General features: G+C 75.7%; 19 protein-coding genes. 11 read left to right on the top strand and 8 right to left on the bottom strand.

Annotation, left to right across the window (positions count from 1 at the left end):
• Positions 1–104 precede the first annotated feature (104 nt).
• The 3 genes from VM95_RS09385 to VM95_RS09395 form a co-directional block, all read right to left on the bottom strand.
• Complete coding sequence (locus tag VM95_RS09385; protein ID WP_045693965.1) at positions 105–971, bottom strand: NmrA family NAD(P)-binding protein; 867 nt, start codon at positions 969–971, stop codon at positions 105–107.
• Entirely contained in the window at positions 968–1492 is a 525-nt protein-coding gene (locus VM95_RS09390; protein WP_052707232.1) for a hypothetical protein, read from the bottom strand. The genes VM95_RS09385 and VM95_RS09390 overlap by 4 nt, the downstream gene beginning before the upstream one ends.
• Positions 1493–1611: 119 nt before the next feature.
• Positions 1612–2133 carry a MarR family winged helix-turn-helix transcriptional regulator gene (locus VM95_RS09395; protein WP_045693967.1) on the bottom strand — a complete coding sequence of 174 codons (522 nt, stop codon included), beginning with the start codon at positions 2131–2133 and terminating at the stop codon, positions 1612–1614.
• Positions 2134–2268: 135 nt separating this feature from the next.
• On the opposite strand from VM95_RS09395, the gene VM95_RS09400 reads away from it, so the two are divergent.
• Complete coding sequence (locus tag VM95_RS09400; RefSeq protein ID WP_045694061.1) at positions 2269–3036, top strand: class I SAM-dependent methyltransferase; 768 nt, start codon at positions 2269–2271, stop codon at positions 3034–3036.
• A gap of 108 nt (positions 3037–3144) precedes the next feature.
• Here the strand turns inward: VM95_RS09400 and VM95_RS09405 are convergent, their stop codons facing one another.
• Entirely contained in the window at positions 3145–4317 is a 1173-nt protein-coding gene (locus VM95_RS09405; RefSeq protein WP_045693969.1) for an FAD-dependent monooxygenase, read from the bottom strand.
• A gap of 175 nt (positions 4318–4492) precedes the next feature.
• Here VM95_RS09405 and VM95_RS09410 point away from each other — a divergent pair, with 175 nt between their 5' ends.
• Complete coding sequence (locus tag VM95_RS09410; protein ID WP_045693971.1) at positions 4493–5074, top strand: TetR/AcrR family transcriptional regulator; 582 nt, start codon at positions 4493–4495, stop codon at positions 5072–5074.
• A 39-nt stretch (positions 5075–5113) separates the two neighbouring features.
• On the opposite strand, the gene VM95_RS09415 is transcribed toward VM95_RS09410, so the two are convergent.
• Positions 5114–5788 (bottom strand): TetR/AcrR family transcriptional regulator C-terminal domain-containing protein, encoded by a 675-nt coding sequence (locus VM95_RS09415; protein ID WP_045693974.1) that lies wholly within the window; start codon positions 5786–5788, stop codon positions 5114–5116.
• 136 nt (positions 5789–5924) lie between these two features.
• Here VM95_RS09415 and VM95_RS43200 point away from each other — a divergent pair, with 136 nt between their 5' ends.
• Together VM95_RS43200 and VM95_RS09425 are read left to right on the top strand one after the other, a co-directional pair.
• Entirely contained in the window at positions 5925–6257 is a 333-nt protein-coding gene (locus VM95_RS43200; RefSeq protein ID WP_045693976.1) for a hypothetical protein, read from the top strand.
• A gap of 214 nt (positions 6258–6471) precedes the next feature.
• Positions 6472–8085: an alpha/beta hydrolase gene (locus VM95_RS09425; protein ID WP_045693977.1), complete on the top strand. Its 1614-nt coding sequence runs from the start codon at positions 6472–6474 to the stop codon at positions 8083–8085.
• 420 nt (positions 8086–8505) lie between these two features.
• Here the strand turns inward: VM95_RS09425 and VM95_RS09430 are convergent, their stop codons facing one another.
• Positions 8506–9234, bottom strand: a complete 729-nt coding sequence (locus VM95_RS09430) for an ABC transporter ATP-binding protein (protein ID WP_045693979.1) — start codon at positions 9232–9234, stop codon at positions 8506–8508.
• Positions 9235–9626: 392 nt separating this feature from the next.
• Here VM95_RS09430 and VM95_RS09435 point away from each other — a divergent pair, with 392 nt between their 5' ends.
• The 3 genes from VM95_RS09435 to VM95_RS09445 all read left to right on the top strand — a co-directional run bounded on the left by VM95_RS09435 (position 9627) and on the right by VM95_RS09445 (position 16904).
• Positions 9627–12989: an ABC transporter permease gene (locus VM95_RS09435; protein ID WP_045693982.1), complete on the top strand. Its 3363-nt coding sequence runs from the start codon at positions 9627–9629 to the stop codon at positions 12987–12989.
• On the top strand, positions 12986–15784 hold the full coding sequence (locus VM95_RS09440; RefSeq protein ID WP_045693985.1) for a hypothetical protein: 2799 nt from the start codon (positions 12986–12988) through the stop codon (positions 15782–15784). The genes VM95_RS09435 and VM95_RS09440 overlap by 4 nt, the downstream gene beginning before the upstream one ends.
• A 127-nt stretch (positions 15785–15911) precedes the next feature.
• Positions 15912–16904 (top strand): ABC transporter ATP-binding protein, encoded by a 993-nt coding sequence (locus VM95_RS09445; RefSeq protein ID WP_045693987.1) that lies wholly within the window; start codon positions 15912–15914, stop codon positions 16902–16904.
• 10 nt (positions 16905–16914) lie between these two features.
• Here the strand turns inward: VM95_RS09445 and VM95_RS09450 are convergent, their stop codons facing one another.
• Positions 16915–17241 (bottom strand): hypothetical protein, encoded by a 327-nt coding sequence (locus VM95_RS09450; RefSeq protein WP_045693989.1) that lies wholly within the window; start codon positions 17239–17241, stop codon positions 16915–16917.
• A gap of 70 nt (positions 17242–17311) precedes the next feature.
• On the bottom strand, positions 17312–18856 hold the full coding sequence (locus tag VM95_RS09455; protein WP_045693992.1) for an AMP-binding protein: 1545 nt from the start codon (positions 18854–18856) through the stop codon (positions 17312–17314).
• A 155-nt stretch (positions 18857–19011) separates the two neighbouring features.
• Between VM95_RS09455 and VM95_RS09460 the strand changes: the two genes are divergently transcribed.
• The 4 genes from VM95_RS09460 (at position 19012) to VM95_RS09475 (ending at position 22479) form a co-directional block, all read left to right on the top strand.
• Positions 19012–19695 carry an AAA family ATPase gene (locus tag VM95_RS09460; RefSeq protein WP_045693994.1) on the top strand — a complete coding sequence of 228 codons (684 nt, stop codon included), beginning with the start codon at positions 19012–19014 and terminating at the stop codon, positions 19693–19695.
• 34 nt (positions 19696–19729) lie between these two features.
• The gene (locus tag VM95_RS09465; protein WP_045694064.1) at positions 19730–20290 is read left to right on the top strand and encodes an O-methyltransferase; all 561 of its coding nucleotides are present in this window, start codon (positions 19730–19732) and stop codon (positions 20288–20290) included.
• Between the two features lie 87 nt (positions 20291–20377).
• On the top strand, positions 20378–21616 hold the full coding sequence (locus VM95_RS09470) for a serpin family protein (protein ID WP_045693996.1): 1239 nt from the start codon (positions 20378–20380) through the stop codon (positions 21614–21616).
• A gap of 107 nt (positions 21617–21723) precedes the next feature.
• A complete protein-coding gene (locus VM95_RS09475) occupies positions 21724–22479 on the top strand; it encodes a thioesterase II family protein (protein ID WP_045693999.1) in 756 nt (251 codons plus the stop codon).
• The last annotated feature ends 5 nt before the right edge of the window (positions 22480–22484 follow it).

The raw sequence follows: 22484 nt of genomic DNA on the forward strand, positions 1-22484 counted from the left end.
GTCGAAATCCGGATCGTGATCCATCCCACAGCGAATGCTGCTCCTTTCGGGTGGCGGGCCCGGCGTTTCGGCCATCTGCCGGGCCCGCCACGCCGCGGCGGCGATCAGCGGAAGTGGTGCACGTGCTCGCCGAGGAAGGCCTCCAGGGTGCGCGGGGAGCGGCCGGTGAGGCGGGTGAAGGTGCCGTCCGGCGCCTCCGGGCGGGCCACCGCGAGCTGCTGGATCTCCACCACGTGGGAGGCCAGCCAGTCCGGCATCCCGGCCCGGGCGACCAGGTGGGCGTGCAGCGCGGACGGGCTCAGCGCGAGGTGGTGGACCGGGCGGCCGAGCAGCTCGCCCAGCAGCGCCGCCAGCTCCGGGTGGCTGTACGCCTGGCCGCCGGTGAGCGGGTACGCGCCGCCGGCGAGCTCCGGGCGGGTGAGCACCTCGGTCGCGGCGTCGCCGACGTCCCGGACGTCCACGTAGTTGCACCGGGCCCCGCCCGTCGCGCTGGGGATCAGCCCGGAGGCGGCGATGCCGGGCGCCTGGAGCAGCAGCTTCTGCATGAAGGCGTACGGCCGCAGGACGGTGGTGCGGATGCCGGAGGCGCGCAGCCGCTCCTCGACCAGGTGGTGGCCGCGGGAGACGGCGACGGGGGAGTCCGGTTCGGCGGCCGGGGCGGAGATCTTGACGACGTGCTCCACGCCGCAGGCGACGGCCGCGTCGATCGCGTTCAGTTCGTACCGCACCTGCTGCGGGCCGTTGGCCATGGTGAGGAGGAGCTGGTGCGCGCCGCGGAAGGCCGCGCGCAGGGAGGCCGGGTCGGCGGCGTCGGCGGGGACGGTCTCGGTCCGGGCGAGCGTGCCGTCGTCGAGCGCGGCGGCCAGCCGGGCGGGGTCGCGGCTGAGGGCGCGGCTCGGTGTGCCGAGGGCGGCGAGGCTGCGCAGGGTGGCGCCGCCGGTGGCGCCGGTGGCGCCCATGATGACGATCATGCGGACCGCCTTTCGGGTCGGGTGGTGCTTGCGGCTGAGATCGGGCTCGGGCTCGGGGTCGGGCTCGGGGTCGGGTGCGGTGTGCGGTGGGTCGGCCGGGTGCCGCGCCAGCGCCAGGTGACGACCGTGCCGGCGATCGCCGCGGAGACCGGCAGGTCGACCGGCAGCCGGCGGGGCCAGGGGCTGTCGGCGAGGGCCGGCAGGTGCGGGAGCCAGTGCGCGGCCGCCAGCCCGGCGGCGAGGCCGAGGGCGGCGGCGACCAGGCCGAGGGTGGCGGCCGCGAGCGCGCGCGGGGTCCGGGGCGGCCGGGCACGGACCGGTCGGCGGCGCAGGACGGCGCCGAGCAGCGCGGCCACCAGGGCGGAGGTCCCGCCGATGGTGGTCAGCGCGGCCACCGCCAGCTGGTGCTGTTGGCTGACGGCGCCGCCGAGGCCGGCCGTCACGGCGGGCATGGCGTAGGAGGCCAGGACCTCCCGCCAGAGGACGAAGCGCGGGGGCGCGCCGGGGGCCTTCTTGCTCATGGTGCTCCTCTGGTGAGCTCAACTGATTAGGTGCCTAAGTATTTGTGCTTAGGTGCCTAACTATTGGGGTGAAGGAGAGGCGGGCCGTCCGGGGGCGGCCCGCCACGGGTTCGGTCGGATCAGTCGGTGGTCAGTGCGTCGATGCCCGCCACCACCCGTGCCAGCAGGTCCAGGAAGGTGGCGCGCTCCTCGGTGGAGAGGCCGCCGACCATGGCCTGCATCCGGGCGAAGTGCTCGGGCGCGAGCTCGCGCAGCCGGTCGGCGCCGCGCGCGGTGAGGATCACCACGTTGCCCCGCCCGTCCTCGGTGGACGGCCGGCGGGCCACCAGGCCCTCCCGTTCCAAGCCGTCGACCAGGCCGGTCACGGTCGCGCGGGAGACGCCGAGGCTCGCCGCGAGCTGGGACGGCGACTTCTCGCCGCCGTGGTCCTCCAGGTCGGACAGCAGCCGGTAGCGGCCGGTGGAGAGTCCGAAGCGGCCGAAGTGCACCTCCCCGGCCTGCCCGATCCGGGCCCCCGCCGTCATCAGCCGGGCCGCGACCAGGACCGCCTGCGGGTCGGCCGTCAGGCCGTAGCGGGCGATCTGGCGGCGGGCCTGATCGAGGCTGGGTGCGGCCGGATCGGCCCCGGGGTGCTGCGTCATGGAAGTACTATGGCGCCTAATCAGATCCTCGGCAAGTGGCGCCCACCGTTCCCCGCCCCCGCTAGGGTGTCGGCAGGATCCGGAACAGGGGGAGGGCGGACCGTGACGGGTGAGTTCGACGCGCACGAGCGGCGGATGTGGGCGGGCGCGGCCGAGGCGTACGCGGGGAGCTTCGCCGCGCTGTGCGGAGCGACGGCCGAGGCCCTGCTGGACGCGGCCGAGGTCGGCGCCGGGACGCGGGTGCTGGACGTCGGCACCGGGCCGGGAACGGTCGCGGCAGCGGCGCTGGCCCGGGGCGCCGAGGTCGTGGCCGTGGACGCCGAGCCGGGCATGGTGGCGCTGGCCGCCGCGAACGCCCCGGGGGCGGAGGTCCGGCACGCGGTGCTCCCCGGGCTCCCCCTCCCGGACGGCTCGTTCGACGCGGTGGTGGCCAACTTCGTGGTCAACCACGTGGAGGACCCGGGGGCGGCGCTGACCGAACTGCGCCGGGTCGCCCGACCGGGCGGGCGGCTCGCGGTGACGATCTGGGCCCGGACCGGCAACGAGGGGATGTCGCTGTTCGACCGGGCGCTGGACGAGGCCGGTGCGCAGCGTCCGGTGTTCGCGTCCCGGCCGGTGGACTTCGACCGGACCGTCGAGGGCCTGCGCGGGCTGCTGGAGCGGGCGGGGTGGGCCGATGTGGCCGGCGGCGAGCTGGCCTGGACCCACCGGACGGACCCGGAGGTCTGGTGGTCCGGGCCCGCCGGCGGCGTGGCCAACATCGGCCTGGTGGTGACCGGGCAGACGCCCGAGGTGTTCGCCCGGATCAAGTCCGCCTACGACCGGCTGGCGGCCGAGCAGGTGGCGGAGGACGGCCTGCTCGACCTTCCGGCCCTGGCACTGCTGGCCTCCGGCCGGGCCTGATCCCCTCTTGGCCGCCCGCCTGACCGCCGATCACCTGACCGCCCTCCGGGCCGCCGGACGCCCGGAGGGGGCCACCCGGCTCGGGCGGCCCTCTCCGAGGGACCGGCCTCAGGCGGCGCGCTCCCCGATCCGGGGCGGGGTCCAGTCGGCGTGGCGCAGGACGGTGCGCATCATCGCGCCGGGCGGGGTGAGGCGGATCGCGGCGTTGCGCAGGCCGACCGCGAGCGGGTTGGTCAGCTGCTGGCCCATCCGGCCCGCGCGGCGGGCGTCCCGGGCCACGGTCTGGCTGCGCGGACGGCGCTGTGCGTCGTAATGGACGAGCCCGCCCTCGACCGTCCGGCTGTCGGCGACGGCTGCCGCCAGGGTCACGGCGTCCTCCAGGGCCTGACAGGCGCCCTGGCCGAGGAACGGGGTCATCGCGTGCGCGGCGTCGCCGAGCAGGGCGATCCGGCCGACCGCGTACGAGGGCAGCGGGGTGGCCAGCTCGTGGATGTCGTGGTGGAGCACCGCCTCCGGGAGGGTCGCGGCGAGCAGCGCCGGGACGGGCTCGTGCCAGCGGGCGAAGCGGCGGCGGAGCACGGCGAGCGGGTCCGGGTGGCGGAGCCCGGCCGGGGCGTTCAGGACGGCGTGCCACTCGGCCCGGCCGTCCGGGAAGGCGATGTGGCCGAACTCGGCGCCGTGGCCCCAGGTCAGCTCGAAGTCGCTGGTCAGGCCCTCGATCGGGCGGTCGGTGATCGCCCGCAGGACCGTCGAGCCGCTGTACACCGCGCCCGGGTGGCCGGGGAAGAGCCCGCGCCGGATGCGGCTGTGGATGCCGTCCGCGGCCACCACGAGGTCCGCGTCGAGGGTCGTGTCGCCGAAGCGGACCCGGGGGCGGTCGGGAGTTCCGGTCACCTCGGCCGGCTCCCCGCTGATCACCAGGGCCCCGGCGGGCAGGGCCTCGCGCAGGATGCGGTGCAGGTCCGCGCGCGGGATGCCGACGATCGGGGCGCCCAGTTCGCGCTCCAGCGCCCGGCCGTCCATCGCGGCCAGGCGGCGGCCGTCCGGCGTGCGGGTGCCGCCGGTGTACTGGCGGCGGGAGGCCGCCTCGATCCGCTCGCCGACCCCGAGGGCGGCGAGCGCGCGCATCCCGTTGGCGGCCAGCGAGATGCCGGCGCCCGCGTCGTCCAGGACGGCGGCCCGCTCGACCACGGTGACGTCCCACCCCGCCAGGCGGAGGCCGATCGCGGCCGCCAACCCGCCGATGCCGCCCCCGACCACCACCGCGCTGCTGCTGCTCATGCCCGGTCCTTCCCGTGTTGCGACGCTTGTTTTCTACAGCTGTAGAAGCTGTGGAAGGAGCGTACTCCGGGCTTACCGGCCGGTGATCGAGGGGGTGGGGTCGAGCGGAGCCGCCGGCTCCGCGGCGTCGGGGGCGGGTTCCGCAGGGGGCAGGCGGTGCCGGTAGAAAGGGGGCATGCGGCGAGACGAGGTGCGGGGTGCGGGGCGGGCGGACCGGCGGACGGTGCTCGCGGACGCGGCGATCGGGGTGCTGGCCGACGCCGGTGTGCGCGGACTGACCCATCGGGCCGTCGACGCGGCGGCCGGGCTGCCGATCGGCACCACCTCGGCCTACCTGCGGACCAGGCAGGCGCTGCTGACCGCGCTGGTGCGGCGGCTGGTGGAGCTCGACCAGGGCGAGCTGCAGGCCGCGGGGGAGCGGGTGGCGATCCGCTCGGCGGAGGAACTGGCCGGAGGCATCGGCGAGTTGATGCGGCAGCGGCTGACCGGCGAGGGGCGGCGCCGCTCGCTCGCGCGCTACGCCTGCGCGGTGGAGAGCGTGCGGGATCCGGAGCTGCGGGAGATCCTCGTCCCCCGGGAGAACGCGGGGCGCGCCGCCGTCCGGGCCTTCCTCGCCGGGCAGGGGGTGGCGGACCCGGACGGACGGACCGCCACCCTGCTGGCGTGCGTCGACGGCCTGGTCTTCGACCGCCTGGTGGGCGGGGGAGAGGTGCGGGCCGAGGAGATCGAGGGGCTGGTGGCGGCCGCCTTGCGGTAGGGCCCGCCCCGCCGGGCGCCGGCCGAACCGCCGGACGGTTCAGCCGGCGTCACCCCGGGCGCGGCCGAACTCGGCGGCGTAGCCCGCGAGCAGGATGGCCAGGGTGCGGTGGAAGCGGGCCTCCTGGTCCAGGCCCGCGCCGGTGCTGAAGGCGCGGGCGAGGTGGGGGTGGGTGTCCGCGTCCAGGGTCGCGAGCTGTTCGGGGGCGGGCTCGGTGCCCTCGTGGTACGGGGTCCGGCCGGCCTCGGCCAGGGTGTGGCCGAGGGTCCACTGCACGACGGAGTTCAACACGTCGACGGCGTCGGCGAGTTCGACACCGCTGTCGACGAGCACGGTGATGCCGCGTTCGAGCAGGGCCGTCGCGGCGGGGGTGGCGACCGGTCGGGTGGCGAGGACGGTGAGCATGCCCGGGTGGGCGAGCAGCATCCGGCGCAGGGCGACGGCGAAGTCCCGGACGGTCTCGGTCCACGGGCCGGCGGGCTCGGTGAACAGGTCGCCGGCGGACAGCTCCAGGAGGCGTTCGGCCATGCCGTCGAGCAGGGCGGCCTTGCTGGGGACGTAGTAGTAGAGCGTCATGCCCTCGACGCCGAGCGCCGCGCCCAGTTTGCGGTTGGAGAGCGCGGCGAGGCCGTGCTGGTCGACGTGGGCGAGGGCGGCGTCGATGATCTTCTCGCGGGTCAGCCCCGACCGGGGGCGGGTGCGTCGGCCGGTCATCTGCGGTGTCTCCTCGGGTCGGTGACGGCCCCTCGGGTCGCGACGGAAGGGATCTTGACAAGTTTTGCACTGCAAGAGAACACTAGTCGACGTCAGCTTCTTGCAGTGCAAGAAGTTCAATCGGGGAGGAAGCGACATGCGACTGATCGCCGTGATGGTGCGCAAGCTCAACGAGGGCGTCTCGTACGAGGAGTTCCGCAAGGCGTGGATCCCGGACGAGGTCATCGCCGACGACCCGCGCACCAAGGTGATCTCCGCCACCGCGCTGGAGGACTCGCGGGAGCTCATCACCGTCGCGCTGATCGAGGGGGACCACACTCCGGAGTCCATGGGGGAGTGGATGGAGAAGATGGCTCCGATCGAGGCGCGCCGCTACGAGCGGATCAAGGACCTGGTCGGCCCGCCGACCCTGAACGCGGTCTACCAGGTGCAGGCCGAGGACAACCTCTCGCAGCAGATCACCGCCTGACGGCGACTCAGTAGACGGTCGGCCGGCGGGCGTTTCGGATGAGCTCGACCCGAATGAGCGCCCGTCGGGTCAATCACCCGTCAAGCCCGGTCATTCACAGAATAATCAGGTTCGTTTAAGACTGCTCATAGAAGGATTTGCTAGGCCGCAAGGTCTTCACACGGAGATCTTCGACTGACAGGCTGGGGCCGCCCTTTCCCACGGAGGAGGTTCCTTGTCCCGCATATCCACGGTGGCCGGCGCCGTCGCTGTCGCGCTCGCCCTCGTCACCGGCACCGCCGTCGCCGCGTCCGCGGCGCCGATCGACCAGGCGCCGGGCACGGCCGAGGCGAAGGTCGACCCCGTCGACTGGAAGCCGTGCAACCCCGACCCGACCAAGCCGGACCCGGGCGGTTACGACTGTGCCGTTTATCCGGTGCCGCTCGATTACGACAACCCGGACGGCGAGAAGGTCGGCATCGCCATGATGCGGCACCGGGCGAGCGACCCGTCCAAGCGGATCGGCTCGCTGTTCATGAACCCGGGCGGCCCGGGCGGCAGCGGGTACCTGTGGGCCACCACCACCCGCTTCGGCGACGAGGTGCGCTCGAAGTTCGACCTGGTCGGCTTCGACCCGCGCGGGGTGGCCCGGAGCAACCCGCTCAAGTGCTTCAAGACGCAGGAAGACGCCGACGCGGTCAACAACCGCATGGTCGGCGTGCCGGTCACCAAGGCCGAGATCGCCGACACCCTGGACGCCGACCAGGACTACACGGACGCCTGCAGCAAGAACGCCGGCCCGCTGATCGAGCACATGTCGACCATCAACGTGGTGCGCGACCTCGACCGGATGCGCCGCGCCGTCGGCGACTCCCAGCTGACCTTCGCGGGCTTCTCCTACGGCACCCTGATCGGCGCGACCTACGCCAACATGTACCCGAACAAGGTGCGCGCGATCATCGTCGACGGCAACGTCGACCCCAACCTGCGCCTGCACAACGGCCTGGAGTACGACCGCCAGCGCGCGGGCGGCTTCGAGCTGGCCCTGGACGAGTTCCTGAAGCGCTGCCAGACCGCCGGCGCCCCGCGCTGCGCCTTCGGCGAGGGCGACACCCGGGCCAAGTTCGACGAGCTGCGCGACCACCTGCGGACCAGCCCGGTCACGCTGCCGAGCGGCAAGAAGGTCACGCTGAGCAGCTTCACCAGCGAGGTGGCCAGCGCGCTGTACTCGCAGGCCAAGCTGGCACCGCTGGCCAAGTCGCTGCAGGCCTCCTACCAGGCGATGAACCCGGCCCCGGCCGCCCTGGTGGCGCCGAAGGCGGCCGCCGCGGACGCCGACGCCGACCTGCTCTCCGTCGAGGTCCCGCGCGCGCTGCGCGAGGCCCCGGCCGACTCCGAGTACGCCGGTGACGACTCCTACATGGGCGTCAACTGCCAGGACAAGCCGTACCCGTCGAACGACAAGGTGTTCGCGAACGTCGCCAAGACGTGGGAGCAGGAGGCGCCGACCTTCGGCCGCTACCAGGCCTTCGACGCGCCGGCGTGCGCGAGCTGGCCGGCCCCGGCCCGGGACGCCGAGCGGTTCAAGGGCCCGTGGAACAAGAAGACCTCGAACACCGTCATGGTGATCGGGAACCTCTACGACCCGGCCACCCAGTACAAGTTCGCCCAGCGGATGCAGCAGGAGCTGGGCAACGCGGTGCTGGTCAGCGTCGACTCGATCGAGCACTGCGCGGTCGGCCGCAGCAAGCCGCTGAACGCGCTGGTCACCCGCTACCTGGTGGACGGCACCGCGCCGCAGCCGGGCCAGCTGCTGAAGCCGGACCTGGAGATCTTCCCGGCGGTGTGACGGACGACGGCGTGAAGCGGGCCCCGCTCGACCGGGGCGCGTGAGGACGGATGTGGTGGCCGGCGGTACTGCCGGCCACCACATCGGCGTTTTCGGGGGCACGGCCGAGCGGAATGCGGAGCGGATCCATCGGAAGATCGTCATCGAACCTCCTGGGTGCGGTGAACCGTCGACGGATTTCCATCCGTTGTCGGCGGGCTTTCGGTGAGTTGTTTTGGCAAGTTGTTCGGCGAGTTGTTCGGCGAGTTGTTCGGCGACCATAACAAGGGCCACTGACAATCGACCTCCCCGAGGACCGCGGAACGCTTCACCGCCGGAACGCGAATGTCCCGGCCGCGACGGCGACCGGGACATTCGCGAGGAAACGAGGAAACGAGGAAGCGAGGGCGTGCGGAAAGCCGGAAAAGCGAACGCGCCGGCCTAGGCGGCCCGTTCCGCGGGCTCCTCCTCGACGATCCGCCCGTCCCGGAGCTCGATCACCCGGTCGGCGAGCCCCATCAGCGTCGGGTCGTGGGTGGCGACCAGCACGGTCACGCCCTCGCTGCGCACCACCGCGCGCAGCAGCTCCATGATCGAGCGGCCGGTCTCGGAGTCCAGCTGCCCGGTCGGCTCGTCGGCGATGATCAGCGCCGGCTCGTTGGCGAGTGCCCGGGCGATGGCGACGCGCTGCTGCTGGCCGCCGGAGAGCTCGCCCGGGCGCTGGTTGGCGTGGTCGGCCAGTCCGACGAGGGCGAGCAGGGTGTGCGCGCGCTCCTCGCGCTCGGCGGGCGCGACCTTGCGCAGCCGCATCGGCACGCCGACGTTCTCGGCGGCGGTGAGCATCGGGATCAGGCCGAAGGACTGGAAGACGAAGCCGATCCGCTCCCGGCGCAGGGCGAGCCGGCCGTCCTCGTCGAGCCCGGCGAGGTCGGTGCCGTCCAGGGCGATGCTGCCGCCGGTCGCCGTGTCCAGACCGCCGACCAGGTTGAGCAGGGTGGTCTTGCCGGAGCCGGACCGGCCCTTGAGCGCGGTGAGTTCGCCGCGGCCGATGGTGAAGGAGACCCCGCGCAGGGCGTGCACGGCCCGGTCGCCCGTACCGAAGCTGCGCCGGAGGTCGGTCACGGTCACCATCGGCGTGGTGCTGGCGTCGGCGGCCTGGTCCTGCGTCATGCGGCGTCCCCCTGTGGGCGTGTCTGTCCGGCTCTACGGCTGGGGCGGCTCCGCGGGTTCACGCGCCCGGGAGGGAAATCCGCGGAGGCGTGACGCCCCCTCCCGGGGAGGGCGGCGGGGCCGTACTTATGAGGTGTCCATGGCGTATTGGCGGCGGCCCTGCGCGAGGGTGCTTCCAATGAAAGGAATTTGCTCACTACTTACTTGCTTCGCGCAAGTCCCTTCCGTTTCCGGATCACATCTGACAGCATCGTCCGCTATCCGGTGATCAAATGCCGGAGTTCACCGCATCGGTATGCCCGAAGAGTGTCCATCTGTGGCCGAGTCGTGCTCGGATCGGATCGATGGGCGGGCCGGGATCGTTACCGGAGAAGTCCCGGGGGAGGAACCTGATGCTCGGCTTCGTCGTGCGTCGACTGCGCGGGCGACTGCCGCTGGCCGCCGCCGTCCTGCTCGCGGTCCTGATCACCACGGCCGTGCTGACCGCGCTGGTGGCGTTCAACGCCAGCGTCGGCCAGGCCGGTCTGCGGCAGTCGCTGCAGGGTCAGGGCCACACCCGCACCACCGTCGTGGTCACCGCGGAGCACGGGCTCGACACCCGGGCCAAGGACGAGCAGGCGCTGGCCGACTACCGCGCCGCCCTGTTCGGGGACCTGCCGGTCCGCACCGACACCCTGCTGCGCAGCCGCTCGTACGGCCTGCCGGCGGCCGGCGGCGCCGCCGACGCCGCGCCCGCCGCGTCCGCCCCCGCGGCCCCCGCCGCGTCCACCCCCGCGACCCCCGCCGGTCCGGGCCGCGACGCGCAGCCCGACCTGACCGTCCTCGCCGACCTCGACCGCGCCAAGGTCCGCCTGGTCTCCGGCGCCTGGCCCGCCGCCGCCACCGCGCCCGTCCGCTCCGCCGCCCCCCAGGCCGCCGTCCCGCAGGCCCTGCTGGCCCGGCTCGGCCTGACCGAGCGGTCCCTGCCCGCCGACGTCCCCCTCGCGGACCGGCTGGGCGGCGACCAGCTCACCGTGCGGATCACCGGCGTCTACCGGGCGATCGACCCGGCCGACCCGTACTGGCGCACGGACCCGGTCGGCGGCCGCGAGGTCGACATCCGCGCGTTCACCACCTACGGCCCGGTGATGGTCGACCAGAGCGCCTTCACCGCCGCCGGACTGGTGCAGAGCAGCCGCGGCTGGGTGCTCGACGCCGACTTCGGGGGCATCGACCAGCCGACCGCCGGGGCGATCGGCGACCGCGCCCAGCGCCTCGGCGACGAGCTGCGGACCCGGGCCTCGCTCAACTCCCAGACCGAACTGCCCGACGTCATGCACGAGTTGTCCTCCGGCATGATGGTCGCCCGGACCACCCTGCTGATCGGCGCCCTGCAACTCGCCGTCCTCGCCGCGGCCGCCCTGCTGCTGGTCGTCCACCTGATCGCCGCCCGGCAGGAGGGCGAGAACGAACTGCTCGCCGCCCGCGGCGCCTCGGGCGCCCGGCTCGGCGCCTTCACCGGCCTCGAATCGCTGCTGCTCGCCCTGCCCGCCGCGCTGCTCGCGCCGCTGCTGACCCCGCTGCTGGTCCGCGCCCTGGCCGGCTTCGGCACCGGCCACCAGGTGCACCTGGACACCGGCGTCAGCTGGACGCTCTGGCCGGTCGCCCTGCTCTGCGCGCTCGCCTCCATCACGCTGGCCACCGTGCCCGGCCTGCTGCGCGGCGCCGGCGCCGCCCTGCGCCGCAAGGCCGGCCGCCGCCAGGCCGTGGTCTCCGGCATCGCCCGCAACGGCGGCGACCTCGCCGTGCTCGCCCTGGCCGCGCTCGCCTACCAGCAGCTCAGCCAGTACGGCAGCGGCATGTCCGCCGACTCCTCCGGCGACCTGGGCGTGGACCTGCTGCTCGTCGCCACCCCGACCCTCGCGCTGTGCGCCGGCACCCTGGTGGTGCTGCGCCTGCTGCCCTTCGCCGCCCGGCTCGGCGCCCGGACGGCCGCCCGCGGCCGCGGCCTCGGCCCCGCCCTGGTCGGCTGGCAGCTGGCCCGCCGCCCCGCCCGCGCCACCGGGCCCGTGCTGCTGCTGGTGATGGCCGTGGCCACCGGCGTGCTCGCCCTCGGCCAGCACGCCACCTGGACCGGCTCGCAGCGCGACCAGGCCGCCTTCGGCACCGCCGGCGGCCTGCGGATCACCGGCTCGCACAACGCGGTGATGGGCCAGGGCGGCCGCTACGGCGCCCTGCCCGGCGGCGACCGGATCGTCCCCGTCGTCCGCGAGGAGCAGTCGCTGCCGAACGGCAAGGGCCAGCTGCTCGCCGTCGACGCCAAGGCCTTCGCCGAGCGCGTCCCCGTCCGCGACGACCTGCTGGACGGGCACGGCCGGGACGAACTGTTCGCGCCGCTCGCCGAGCCCGCCCCCGCCGGGGCGGCCGCCGGACTGCCGCTGCCCGGCCGCCCGCTGCGGATCGACGCCGACCTGACCGTCAGCCAGGCGGAGCGGCCCCAGCAGGGCTTCGGGTCGTTCTCCCTCGCCGTCCACCCCGAGGTCCGGCTGCTGCTGCGCGACCGCTTCGGCTTCGTGCACAAGGTCCCGTTCCCCACCCTGCCGTTCGACGGCGACGTGCACGCCTCGGTCGCGCTCGGCCCCCTGGTCGACGCCCCGGTCGGCGCGGCCGCCGCGCCGCTGACCGTGGTCGGCGCGACCGTCACCTTCAGCGACCGGATGGACGGCGTCGTCACCGTGCACCGCCTCGCCGTCTCCGACACCGCGGACGGCCCCGCCACCGCCGTCCCCGTCCCCGCCGGCTTCGGCTGGACCGCGACCTCCCCCGCCGTCCGCGCCTCCGGCGCCACCGGCGGCGCCGCACCCGGCCCCGCCGCCCGCCTCGACCCGGAGACCACCGACGCCGACCGGCTGTTCAGCCTCCGGTACCGCTTCGCCAACGGCGTCGGCAGCAGCCTGCGGGCCATCCTCGCCCCGGCCGGCGCGACCGCCCCGACCGCCGTCGGCGGCGTCGCCACCCACGACTACCTGCGCACCATCGGCGCCGGCGTCGGCGACACCGTCCAGGTGCCGTTCTCCGGGGCCGTGCTCCCGGTCAAGGTCACCGCCGCCGTCGAGGCCGTGCCGGTGGCCGGCCGCAGCGCCCTGGTCGTCGACCTCGGCACCGCCGCCCGGCTGCTCGCCGCCCAGGGCAACGACCTGCCCACCCGCACCGAGTGGTGGCTGCCCGCCACCGGCCCCGGCGACCGGACCCCCGCCGAGGCCGCCGCCGCCCTGCGCGCCGCCCCCGGCGCCCAGGACCTCCAGCTCGACGACGAGACGGCCGCCGCCCTGCTCGACGACCCGGTCGGCGCCGCCCCGCAGAGCGCGCTGCTGGTCATCGCGATCGTCACCGCCGTGCTCGCCGCCATCGGCTTCGCCGCCGCCGCGGCCGGCTCCGCCCACGAGCGCTCCCGGGACTCCGCCCTGCTGTTCGCCCTCGGCGCCCCCCGCCGCCAGGTCGCGCGCACCGTCGCCGCCGAACAGGCGCTGCTGGTCGCCCTCGGCGGCGCGGTCGGCCTCGCCCTCGGCGCCCTGCTCGTCCGCCTGATCGTCCCGTACGTGGTGCTCACCTCCGCCGCCCGCCGGCCCACGCCCGAGGCGCTGGTCGAACTGCCGGTGGGCCGGACACTGCTGCTCACGGCCGCGATCGCCGTCGTCCCGCTGCTGTCGGCCTTCCTCATCGGACGCCGCCGTCGAGACGTGGCCGCCCGGCTGCGCCACGTGGAGGAGATGTGACCACCGAGGCCGGCACCACCGTGCCCACCCCCCGGGCCGACCACCGGCCGGCGCCCTGGGTCCGCACCCGGCTGCGCGCCACGCCGCTGGCCGCCCTGCTCATGGCGGCGCTCGCGTTCGTCACCGTCTTCCTCGCGGCCGCCTTCCCGCGGCTGTCGGACCGCAGCACCGACAGCGCGCTGCGCGAGTTCACCCGCAGGATCGGCGTCAACGCGACCAGCCTGGAGGCCGTCGCCCAGGCCGCCCCCACCGAGGCCGCCGCCGACCTGCGGGCGACGCGGGACCGGCTGGTCGGCGAGATCGGGCCGAACCTGCGGCTCAGCCAGGACGGCCAGGTCCACGGCATCCGGGTCAAGCAGGACCGCGGGATGTGGAACAAGGGCTACGCCCGGCTCTCCGAGGACTCGCCGCCGGTGCTCGGCCTGCTCTACCTGAACGGCCTCACCGAGCACGCCGCCCTCACCGCCGGCAGCTGGCCCGCCGCCGGCGCCGGGCCCGTGCAGATCGCGGTCAGCGCGGAGTCCGCCGCCACCATCGGCATCAAGCTCGGCGACGTCGTCGACGGCGGGAACCTCGGCACCGGCCCGATCACGGCCACCGTCGTCGGCCTCTACCGCGTCGACGACCCGCAGGACCCGCTCTGGGAGAACCTCGGCTGCCCCGTCCGGGCCTGCCTCGACGGGACGCCCAGCAAGCTGCACTGGCGCACCACCGGCTTCGTCGCCGGCGACGCACTGCCGCAGCTGCTCAGCTGGGGCGGCGGCGGACAGGACTTCTGGCGGCTGCCGGTCGACACCGGCGCGCTGCGCGCCGACCAGCTCGACCGGACCCGCGACACCGTCGCCTCCTACCTGGCCGGCCGGGGCGCCGGCACGCTCGCCCGGGTCACCAACCGGGCGGACCTGCACGTCGTCTCCCAGCTGCCCGACGTCCTCCAGCGGGCCCGCGCCCGCCAGCAGGCCGTCGCGCCGCTGTCCGCGATCGGGCCGGTCGGCGTCGCCGGTGTCGCCACCGTGGTGCTCTGCCTCGCCGCCGCCCTGAGTGCCGACCGGCGCACCGGCGAGATCCGGCTGCTGCGGGCCCGCGGCGGCTCGCGCGGCGGCGTGCTGCTGCGGCTGCTCGGCGAAGGCGCGGTCACCGTGCTGCCCGCCGCCGCGCTCGCCACCGCACTCGCCCTGGTGCTGCTGCCCACCCCCCGGTGGGGCAACGCGGTGCTCGCCGCGCTGGCCGCCACCCTGCTCGCCCTGCTGGCCTTCCCCGCCCGGGCCGCGCTGCTCCGGTCCCGGCCGCGGGCGGCCGGCGGCCGGCGCCGCCTGGTCGGCGAACTCGCCGTCCTCGCCGTCACCGCGGCCGCCGTGGCCGAGGTCCGCCGCCGCGGGGTCGCCGCGAGCGGCGCCGACCTGGACCCGCTGCTGGTGCTCGCCCCATTGTTGCTCGCGCTCAGCGGCGGCCTGGTGCTGGCCCGCGTCCAGCCGCTCCTGGTCGGCCGGTTCGCCGCGCTCGCCCGGCGCGGCCGGGGCCTGATCGGCTTCCTCGGGCTCGCCCGCGCCGCCCGCGACAACGCCGGCCGCCGCCGGCCGTCCGTGCTGCCGCTGCTCGCCCTGCTGATCGCCGTCACCACGACCGGCTTCGGCGCCACCGTCCTCGACACCGTCGACCACGCCCGCACCCGGGCCGCCCGGCTCGCCACCGGCGGGGACGCGGCCGTCACCGTCCCGATCTACGCCACCCTGCCCGAGGCCTTCACCAAGGCCGCGGGCGAACTGCCCGGCGTCGACGCGGCCACCGGCCTGTGGGTCGAGCCGACCGCCCTGTTCATCGGCGGCGACGGGGACACCACCAGGGCCGTCCTGGTGGTCGCCGAACCGACCGCCTACGCCGAGATCGCCCGCAGCCTCGGCGCCGGCGCCTTCGACCCGGCGAAGCTCGCCGGCACCCCCGGCGGTCCGGACACCCCGGTGCCCGCCCTGTTCAGCCGCGACCTCGCCAAGCGGCTCGCCACCGGCCCCGCCCGGGTGCGCACCCCCAACGGGGGCCAACTGCGCACCACCGTCGCCGGAACGATCGCCCGCACCCCCGCCCTGCCCGACCCGGGCCAGCCCTTCGTGGTCGTCCCGGCCGGCCCCGCCGCCGAGCGGCTGCCCGAGCTGAAGCGGACCAACAAGTGGATCGCCACCGGCGACATCGACCCCGGGCAGCTGCGCGGCCTGGTCGCCGAGCACGGCCTGACCGCGGCCACCGGCATGGCCAAGCTGATCGGCGACGTCGCCCAGGCGGCCGGCAAGTCCAGCGACGGACTGCCGCCCGGCTACGCCGTGCACAGCAGCCGGGAGGCCGCCGCCGCGCTCGCCGACGACCCGCTCCAGCGCGCGGCCGGGTCGATGTTCTGGTACGCGGGCCTCGCCGGCGGCGGATTCGCTCTGCTCGCCGTCCTGCTGACGCTCCTGCGGGCCGCCCCCGACCGCACCGCGCTGCTCGCCCGGCTGCGCACCATGGGCCTGCGGCCGCGCCAGGGGCTGGCGCTGATCGTCGCCGAGACGCTGCCGCAGACGCTGGCGGCGGCGGTCGGCGGCGGGCTGGTCGCCCTGGCGGCGGTCGCGCTGATCGGGTCGGCCTTCGACCTCTCGGCCCTGGTCGGCGCCAAGGTCGCCGAGACGCTGGAACCGGTGGTCACGCCGGTGCTGCTGCCCACCGCCGGACTGGCGCTGGTGGTCTGCCTCGGCGTGCTGCTGGAGACGGCGATCTCCGGGCGGCGCCAGATCGCCACCGAACTGCGGGCGGGGGAGCAGGCATGAGGCCCGCTCGGCCGTCCGGCCCGAGCGGACGGACGGCCCCCCACGAGATGAAACGCAAGCGCAAGCGGACAGTGCCGACAGCGCGGACAGCGCGGACAGCGCGGACAGTCGAGACAGGAGACGCCAGGTGAGGACCACCCCCCAGGAGGAGCGCCGGGCCGCCGAGGCCCCCAGCCTGCAGGAGCTCCGGCAGCGGGCCCTCGCCGCCGCCGCGCCCAAGGCGCACGGCGCGGACGCCGCCATCGTCTGCGACCGGCTGGTACGGATCTTCAGCGCCGAGGGCGTCGAGGTGCAGGCCCTCCAGGGCCTCGAACTGACCATCCAGCAGGGCGACCTGGTGGCCCTGGTCGGAGCCTCCGGCAGCGGCAAGTCGACCCTGCTGACCATCCTCGCCGGGCTCGACGTGCCCACCGCCGGCACCGCCACGGTGGCCGGCCGCGACCTGCTGGAGATGTCCGCCAAGGAGCGGCTGCGCTACCGGCGCGAGGTGGTCGGCTTCATCTGGCAGCAGACCGCCCGCAACCTGCTGCCCTTCCTCACCGCCGCCGAGAACATCGCCCTGCCCATGCAGCTGCGCGGCCGCCGCTCCGGAGGCCTCGGCGCGAAGCAGCAGACCGCCCGGGTCGCCGAGTTGATGGAGGCGCTGGAGATCGGCGACCTCGCCCGCCGGAAGCCCGGCGAGCTGTCCGGCGGCCAGCAGCAGCGGGTGGCGATCGCGGTGGCGATGGCCAACAACCCGCCGGTGCTGCTCGCCGACGAGCCCACCGGCGAGCTGGACTCCGAGACCGCCGGGGTGATCTTCGAGTCCTTCCGCACCGTCAACCGGGAGCTGGGCGCCACCGTCGTCATCGTCACCCACGACCCGATGGTCGCGGGCGAGGTCCGCCGCACGGTCGCGATCCGGGACGGGCGCACCAGCAGCGAGGTGCTGCGCCGCACCGTGACGGACGAGCACGGCGAGGAGTCGATCAACGAGCGCGAGTACGTGATGCTGGACCGCACCGGGCGGGTCCAACTGCCGGTCAAGTTCCTGGAGGCGCTGGGGATGGAGCACCGGGTCGCCGTCGACCTCGCGGCCGACCACATCGAGGTCCGGCCGGACGACCTGGCGGGGCACTGACCGCTGACGGTCAGTCCTCGCCGCCCGTCCGCGGGAAGAGGCCGCTGCCCTCGGCGTCCGTACGGAGGCCGAGGGCGTCGCGGTCGGCGCGCGGGGTGTGCGGAGTGCGCGGGGTGTCGGGGGTGCGCCGGGCGTACGGGGTGCGCCGCGCGCGGGGGGCGTGCCGGGTGGGGGAGGTGCAGTGGGCGAAGACCAGCAGGGCGCCGGCCGCGCCGGCCAGGATGCCCAGCGCGGTCAGGACGCGTAGCCAGGTCATGGTGGTGCCTCCGGGGGACGGTGCGAGGGAACGCCGCCGCAGCTGTATCGGCAGTTCGGCCCGCACGGTCGAGCTGTCCACGCCGGTTCTTCCCGCGGGCTGCCGCGCGAGCGGTCGTCCGCGCGGGCGCTCGACGCGTCCGAGGGGCGCGTCATGCCCCTTCGAGCGCCCCCAGGGTGGCGACCGCCCGTCCCCCGGGAGCCTCCACCAGCGCCCGCAGTGCCGCCAGGTCCGGCTTCCCCAGGCCGGTCAGCGGGATGCCCGGCAGCACCAGGACGCTGTCCGGAGCACTGCGCCCGCCCCCGCGCTCCACGCTCCAGCGGCGCAGCTGCTCCGCCGTCACCGCCGAGCCCGGGACGACGCACACCGCGGCGTGCACCCGCTCCAGCCGGTCCGCGTCGGTGGCGGCGAACATCACCGCCTCGCGCACCTCCGGATGCGCCCGCAGCGGCTCCTCGACGTCCCGGGGGAACACGTTGTGCCCCTCGACCACGGCCATCGGGGCCCGTCGCCCGGCCACCGTCAGATAGCCGGCCGCGTCCAGGCCGCCCAGGTCGCCGGTGCGCAGCCAGCCGTCCGTCAGCACCTGCTCGGTCAGCTCCGGATCGCGCCAGTAGCCGGCCATCGCGGTCGGCGTGCGCACCCGGATCTCGCCCGTCGCGCCCGGCGGCAGCGGCGCGCCGTCCTCGTCCGTGATCCGCACCCCGGTGTCCGGGAACGGGCGCCCGGCGGTGGTCAGCAGCCGCGGATCGAGGTGCTCGTCCGGGCCCAGCCGGGACACCGGGCCGCACTCGGTCAGGCTGTACGTCTGGTGCAGCACCCGGCCCAGCCGCCGCGTCCCCTCCGCCAGCCGCCGCGGCGAGGGCGGACAGCCGGTGTACGTGACCCGGCGCAGACTGCCCGTGTCGGCCGAGGACAGCAGCGGATGGTCCAGCAGCCGGTAGAGCAGGTGCGGCGGCAGGTACGTCCGGGACACCCGGAACCGCTCGACCGCCGCCAGCACCGCCCCCGCCTCGAACCCGTCCTGCAGCACCACCGTGCCGCCCGCGGCCAGCGCGAGGTCGGCCGTGGTGCCGCCGCCGTGGCAGAGCGGCGTGCACAGCAGGAACACCGCGCCGGACAGCAGCGGCGGGCGCGGCGGCCGGGCGAAGCGCCGCATCACGGCCTTCGGCCGGCCGGTCGTGCCGCCGGTGAACTTCAGCGCCATCACGTCCTCGGGCCGGTAGCGGGGCTCCAGCGGCGCGGGGGAGCAGGACGCGGCGAGGTCCAGGAGGTCGGCGCCGAGGGCGGTCGGCCCGAGCGCGAACAGGCCGGCCGAGGGCAGCGCCCCGGCCACCGCGACGGCCGCGGGCAGGCAGCGGCCGGGGTCGAAGACGAGCGCCGCCGTGTCGGCGAACCGCGCCAGCTCGACCAGCTCCGGGACGGGCGCGTCCGGGAACGGCATCGCGACCCGGCAGCCCAGCAGGTTCGCGGCCAGCCGCACCAGCAGCGCCTCCGGACGGTTCCCGGCGAGCACCGTCACCCCGTCCCCGCGTCCGAGGCCCGCCCGCTCCAGGGCGCGGGCCAGCCGGTGGACGGCGTCCAGGCAGTCCTGCGCGGTCAGCGCCGCCCCGCCGTAGCGCACCGCCACCCGGCCCCGGTCCCGGGCCAGGCCGGCCAGCACCAGCGCGGTGTACGTGGGCTCCTCGCCGGCCATGCCCCGCCCTCCCTCCGGCCCTGCGGGCCTTCCCGCCCCTCTCCGGGCTGACGGCGCGTCAGCGTAGCGTGGTCGGGGACGGTGCGGTGCGGCGGGGCGGGCGTGGTTGTTGTTAGGGTTCCCGGTCGGACGGGCGACAGGGGCGGGCGAGCCGGGTGAGCAGCGGGGTGGACGCGGTGGTGACGCCGCGCGGCGTGGTGGACCTGCGGGGCGCGGGCGGGGCGGAGTTCGCCGTGGCGTACCCGGACGGGGCCGTGGTCGTGGTCTCCGGACTGCCCGGCGCCGGGAAGAGCACCCTGCTGCGCCGCTGGTCCGGGCCGCAGCCGGGCGCCGTCGCCCCGCGCACCGTCGACCCGCGCACCGTCCACGAGGCCTGCGAGGCCGTCATGCCCGCGAGCCTGCCGTACGCCGTGTACCGGCCGTGGGCCCGGCTGGAGCACTTCCGGCTGCTGCGCGCCTCCGTCCGGCGCGGCGGGCCGCTGCTGGTGCACGACTGCGGCAGTCGGGCCTGGATGCGCCGCTGGCTGGCCCGCGAGGCGGCGCGCCGGGGCCGCGAACTGCACCTGGTGCTGCTGGACGTCGGCGCCGCCACCGCGCTCGACGGGCAGCGCGCCCGCGGCCGGCACGCCCCGGCCCGGGTCTTCGCCCGCCACCGGCACGGCCTGGAACGGCTGCTCGCCGCCTTCACCCGCCACCTCCGGGCCGGCGCGCCGTCGCCGGCTCCGGAGGCGGCGTCCGTGCTGCTGCTGGACGGCGCCTCCCGCTCCCGGGCGCGGGCGGTGCGCTTCGGGACGGGGCCGGTGGGCGCGGCCATGGGATCATCCCGTCAAGGGAGTTGAGCGTTCGACCAGGGGGAAGCACGTGACCGGATCGATGGAGCGGCCCGTCCCGGCGGAGGTGCTGGCCGCCGAACGCGCCGCCGCCGCACGCGGGTTCACCAAGAGCAGCCGCCGGGAGGTCGGCCGGCTGCTCGCGCTCGCGGCCGCCGCCAAGCCGGGCGGGACCGTCGCCGAGAGCGGCACCGGGGCGGGCGTCGGGACGGCCTGGCTGCGCAGCGGCCTGGGGCCGGACGGGCGGCTGGTCACCGTCGAGCGGGACGCGGAACTCGCCGACGCCGCAGCCGAGTTGTTCCGCGACGACGCACGCGTCCGGGTGCTGCACGGGGACTGGCGGCTACTCGCCGAGCACGCGCCGTTCGACGTCTTCTTCTGCGACGGCGGCGGCAAACGCGACGACCCGGACGGCGTCGTGGACCTGCTCGCCCCCGGCGGACTGCTCGTCATGGACGACTTCACGCCTTCACCGCACTGGCCGCCGCGCTTCGAGGGCACGGTGGACGAACTGCGGCTGCGGTACCTGACGCATCCGGCGCTGGAGGCCGCCGAGGTGCTGACCACTCCGACCAGCTCCGCCGTCCTCGCCACCCGGCGGTAGGACGGGGGCTGAAATCCGTTCGCCTCCGCTCGCGGTCGGGCCCTACGCTCGGCGCGCACGCGCGGACAGCGAAACGCAGGGGGACGGATGAGCAGGGCCGAGGCCGTACGGGCCGCCAACGCGCTGGGCGCACGCTGGGCCGAGCGGGTCGACACCGGCGCCGGCACGGTGCTGATGCCCGCCGGGGTGTGGCCGCTGCTCGGGCTGCTCGCGCCGACCGGCAGCCCGCAGGTGCGGGGCGAACTGGCCGAGGTGCTGGGGGCGTCGCCGGAGGCGGCCGCCGAGCGGGCCCGGGAGCTGTTCGGCCTGCTGCGCGGCGCGCCGGGCGTGCGGGCCGCGCTCGGGCTCTGGTCCTCGCCGCTGCTGCGCCCGCGCCCCGAATGGCTGGCCGGCCTCCCGATGGACGTGCACGGGCGGCTGACCGGCGACGAGGAGCGGGACCGGAAGGAGCTCGACGGCTGGGCCCGGCGCTGCACGGACGGCATGGTCGACGCGATGCCCGTCCCGCTGGACCCGACGACCCGCCTGGTGCTCGCCGCCGCGCTCACCGTGCGCACCGACTGGATCCGGCCGTTCAGCGACTTCGGCGGCCCGCCGGAGGGCGCGGACGAGGTCTGGCCCCGGCCCGTCCACTACCTCTCCCGCCTCACCCGGATGCTGGACCGGGCCGCCCTGCTGGAGACGCCGGACGGCCCGATCACCGAACTGCGGGTGCTCGGCGACCGCGACATCGACGTGCGACTGCTGCTCGGGGAGCCGGACACCGCGCCCGGCCGGGTGCTGGCCGCCGGCATCGAGGCCCTGGCCGGCCGGCACCGGCGGACCACCGCCGACCGGCTGCCGCTGGGCACGACCGGCCCGGGCCTGCGGATCGGCGAGGTCCGCTCCTACGACCCCGAGCCCGAACTGTACGTCACCGTCCCGCAGTTCACCGTCGAGGCCGACCACGACCTGCTGGAGCGGCCCGACCTCTTCGGCCTGCGCACGGCGAGCAGCCCCTCCGCCACCGAGCATCGGCTGCCCGGTCTCGCGGACGGCGAGCCGCTGTACATCGGCAGCGCGGCCCAGCGCGCCACCGCGACCTTCGGCCGGCTCGGCTTCCGCGCCGCCTCGGTGACGGCCTTCGGCGTCGGGGCCGCCGGCGCGCCCGTGCCGCCGCCGTACCGGGTGCGCGAGGCGCGGGTCCGGTTCGCCCGGCCCTTCGGCTTCCTCGCCGTGCACCGCACCTCCGGGCTGGTGCTGGCGGCGGGCTGGGTGACCGAGCCCGACCCGTACGTCGACCGCTTCGCGAGCTACGGGGACCCGGACGAGGAGGACGACTTCTGATCGCCTTCTGATCGACGGCTCCTGGCCCGGACAGTGAGGCGCGACCCCCCCGGGGCTGGAAGACTGGGAGCACCAGCGCCCGCCCCGGAGAGAGGCCCCACCCCCGCATGCCCAGTCGCAGCGCCGCCGTCGAGAGCCCGTGGTTCCGCCGGTTCCAGCCGAACGACGACGCCCCCGCCCGGGTCGTGATCTTCCCGCACGCGGGCGGGTCGGCCGGCTACTACCTGGACCACGTCAACGCCCTCGCGCCGTACGCCGACGTGCTCGCCGTCCAGTACCCGGGCCGGCAGAACCGGCTCGCCGAGCCGGGCATCCGCTCGGTGCCGGAGCTGGCCGAACGCGTCTACCAGGAGCTGCGGGCCTGGGCGGACCGCCCGCTCGTCCTGTTCGGGCACAGCATGGGCAGCGCCGTCGCCTTCGAGGTGGCCCGGCGCTTCGCCCGCGACGGCGTGCCCGGCCCCCGGCTGCTGTTCGCCTCGGCGGGCCGCGCGCCCTCGCTGCCCCGCGACAGCGAGACGCACACGCTCTCGGACGACGGCCTGCTCCGGGAGATCACCCGGCTCGGCGGCACGGACGAGCGCATCCTCGCCGTCCCCGCGCTGCGCGAGGTGATCCTCCCGTCGCTGCGCGCCGACTACACCGCCATCGAGACCTACCGCTGCGAGCCGGACGCCACCGTGCCGCAACCGATCATCGCCCTGGTCGGGGAGAGCGACCCGAACGCGACCGTCGACCAGGCCGCCCCGTGGGCGCGGCACACCACCGGCGGCTTCGACCTGCGGGTCTTCCCGGGTGGCCACTTCTACGTGGCGGAGCAGGTCGAGGCGGTGGCCGCGCTGATCACCGCCTGCCTGGACGCGTGATCGCG

Origin of the sequence: Streptomyces rubellomurinus, from assembly GCF_000961885.1 — a bacterium.
GTDB classification, from domain to species: Bacteria; Actinomycetota; Actinomycetes; order Streptomycetales; family Streptomycetaceae; genus Kitasatospora; species Kitasatospora rubellomurina.

Excerpts from the sequence above, each read along its gene's own strand:
- VM95_RS09385 (WP_045693965.1), bottom strand. The coding sequence starts at position 971 with ATGATCGTCATCATGGGCGCCACCGGCGCCACCGGCGGCGCCACCCTG.
- VM95_RS09390 (WP_052707232.1), bottom strand. The coding sequence starts at position 1,492 with ATGAGCAAGAAGGCCCCCGGCGCGCCCCCGCGCTTCGTCCTCTGGCGG.
- VM95_RS09395 (WP_045693967.1), bottom strand. The coding sequence starts at position 2,133 with ATGACGCAGCACCCCGGGGCCGATCCGGCCGCACCCAGCCTCGATCAG.
- VM95_RS09400 (WP_045694061.1), top strand. The coding sequence starts at position 2,269 with ATGTGGGCGGGCGCGGCCGAGGCGTACGCGGGGAGCTTCGCCGCGCTG.
- VM95_RS09405 (WP_045693969.1), bottom strand. The coding sequence starts at position 4,317 with ATGAGCAGCAGCAGCGCGGTGGTGGTCGGGGGCGGCATCGGCGGGTTG.
- VM95_RS09410 (WP_045693971.1), top strand. The coding sequence starts at position 4,493 with ATGCGGCGAGACGAGGTGCGGGGTGCGGGGCGGGCGGACCGGCGGACG.
- VM95_RS09415 (WP_045693974.1), bottom strand. The coding sequence starts at position 5,788 with ATGACCGGCCGACGCACCCGCCCCCGGTCGGGGCTGACCCGCGAGAAG.
- VM95_RS43200 (WP_045693976.1), top strand. The coding sequence starts at position 5,925 with ATGCGACTGATCGCCGTGATGGTGCGCAAGCTCAACGAGGGCGTCTCG.
- VM95_RS09430 (WP_045693979.1), bottom strand. The coding sequence starts at position 9,234 with ATGACGCAGGACCAGGCCGCCGACGCCAGCACCACGCCGATGGTGACC.
- VM95_RS09435 (WP_045693982.1), top strand. The coding sequence starts at position 9,627 with ATGCTCGGCTTCGTCGTGCGTCGACTGCGCGGGCGACTGCCGCTGGCC.
- VM95_RS09455 (WP_045693992.1), bottom strand. The coding sequence starts at position 18,856 with ATGGCCGGCGAGGAGCCCACGTACACCGCGCTGGTGCTGGCCGGCCTG.
- VM95_RS09465 (WP_045694064.1), top strand. The coding sequence starts at position 19,730 with ATGGAGCGGCCCGTCCCGGCGGAGGTGCTGGCCGCCGAACGCGCCGCC.
- VM95_RS09470 (WP_045693996.1), top strand. The coding sequence starts at position 20,378 with ATGAGCAGGGCCGAGGCCGTACGGGCCGCCAACGCGCTGGGCGCACGC.
- VM95_RS09475 (WP_045693999.1), top strand. The coding sequence starts at position 21,724 with ATGCCCAGTCGCAGCGCCGCCGTCGAGAGCCCGTGGTTCCGCCGGTTC.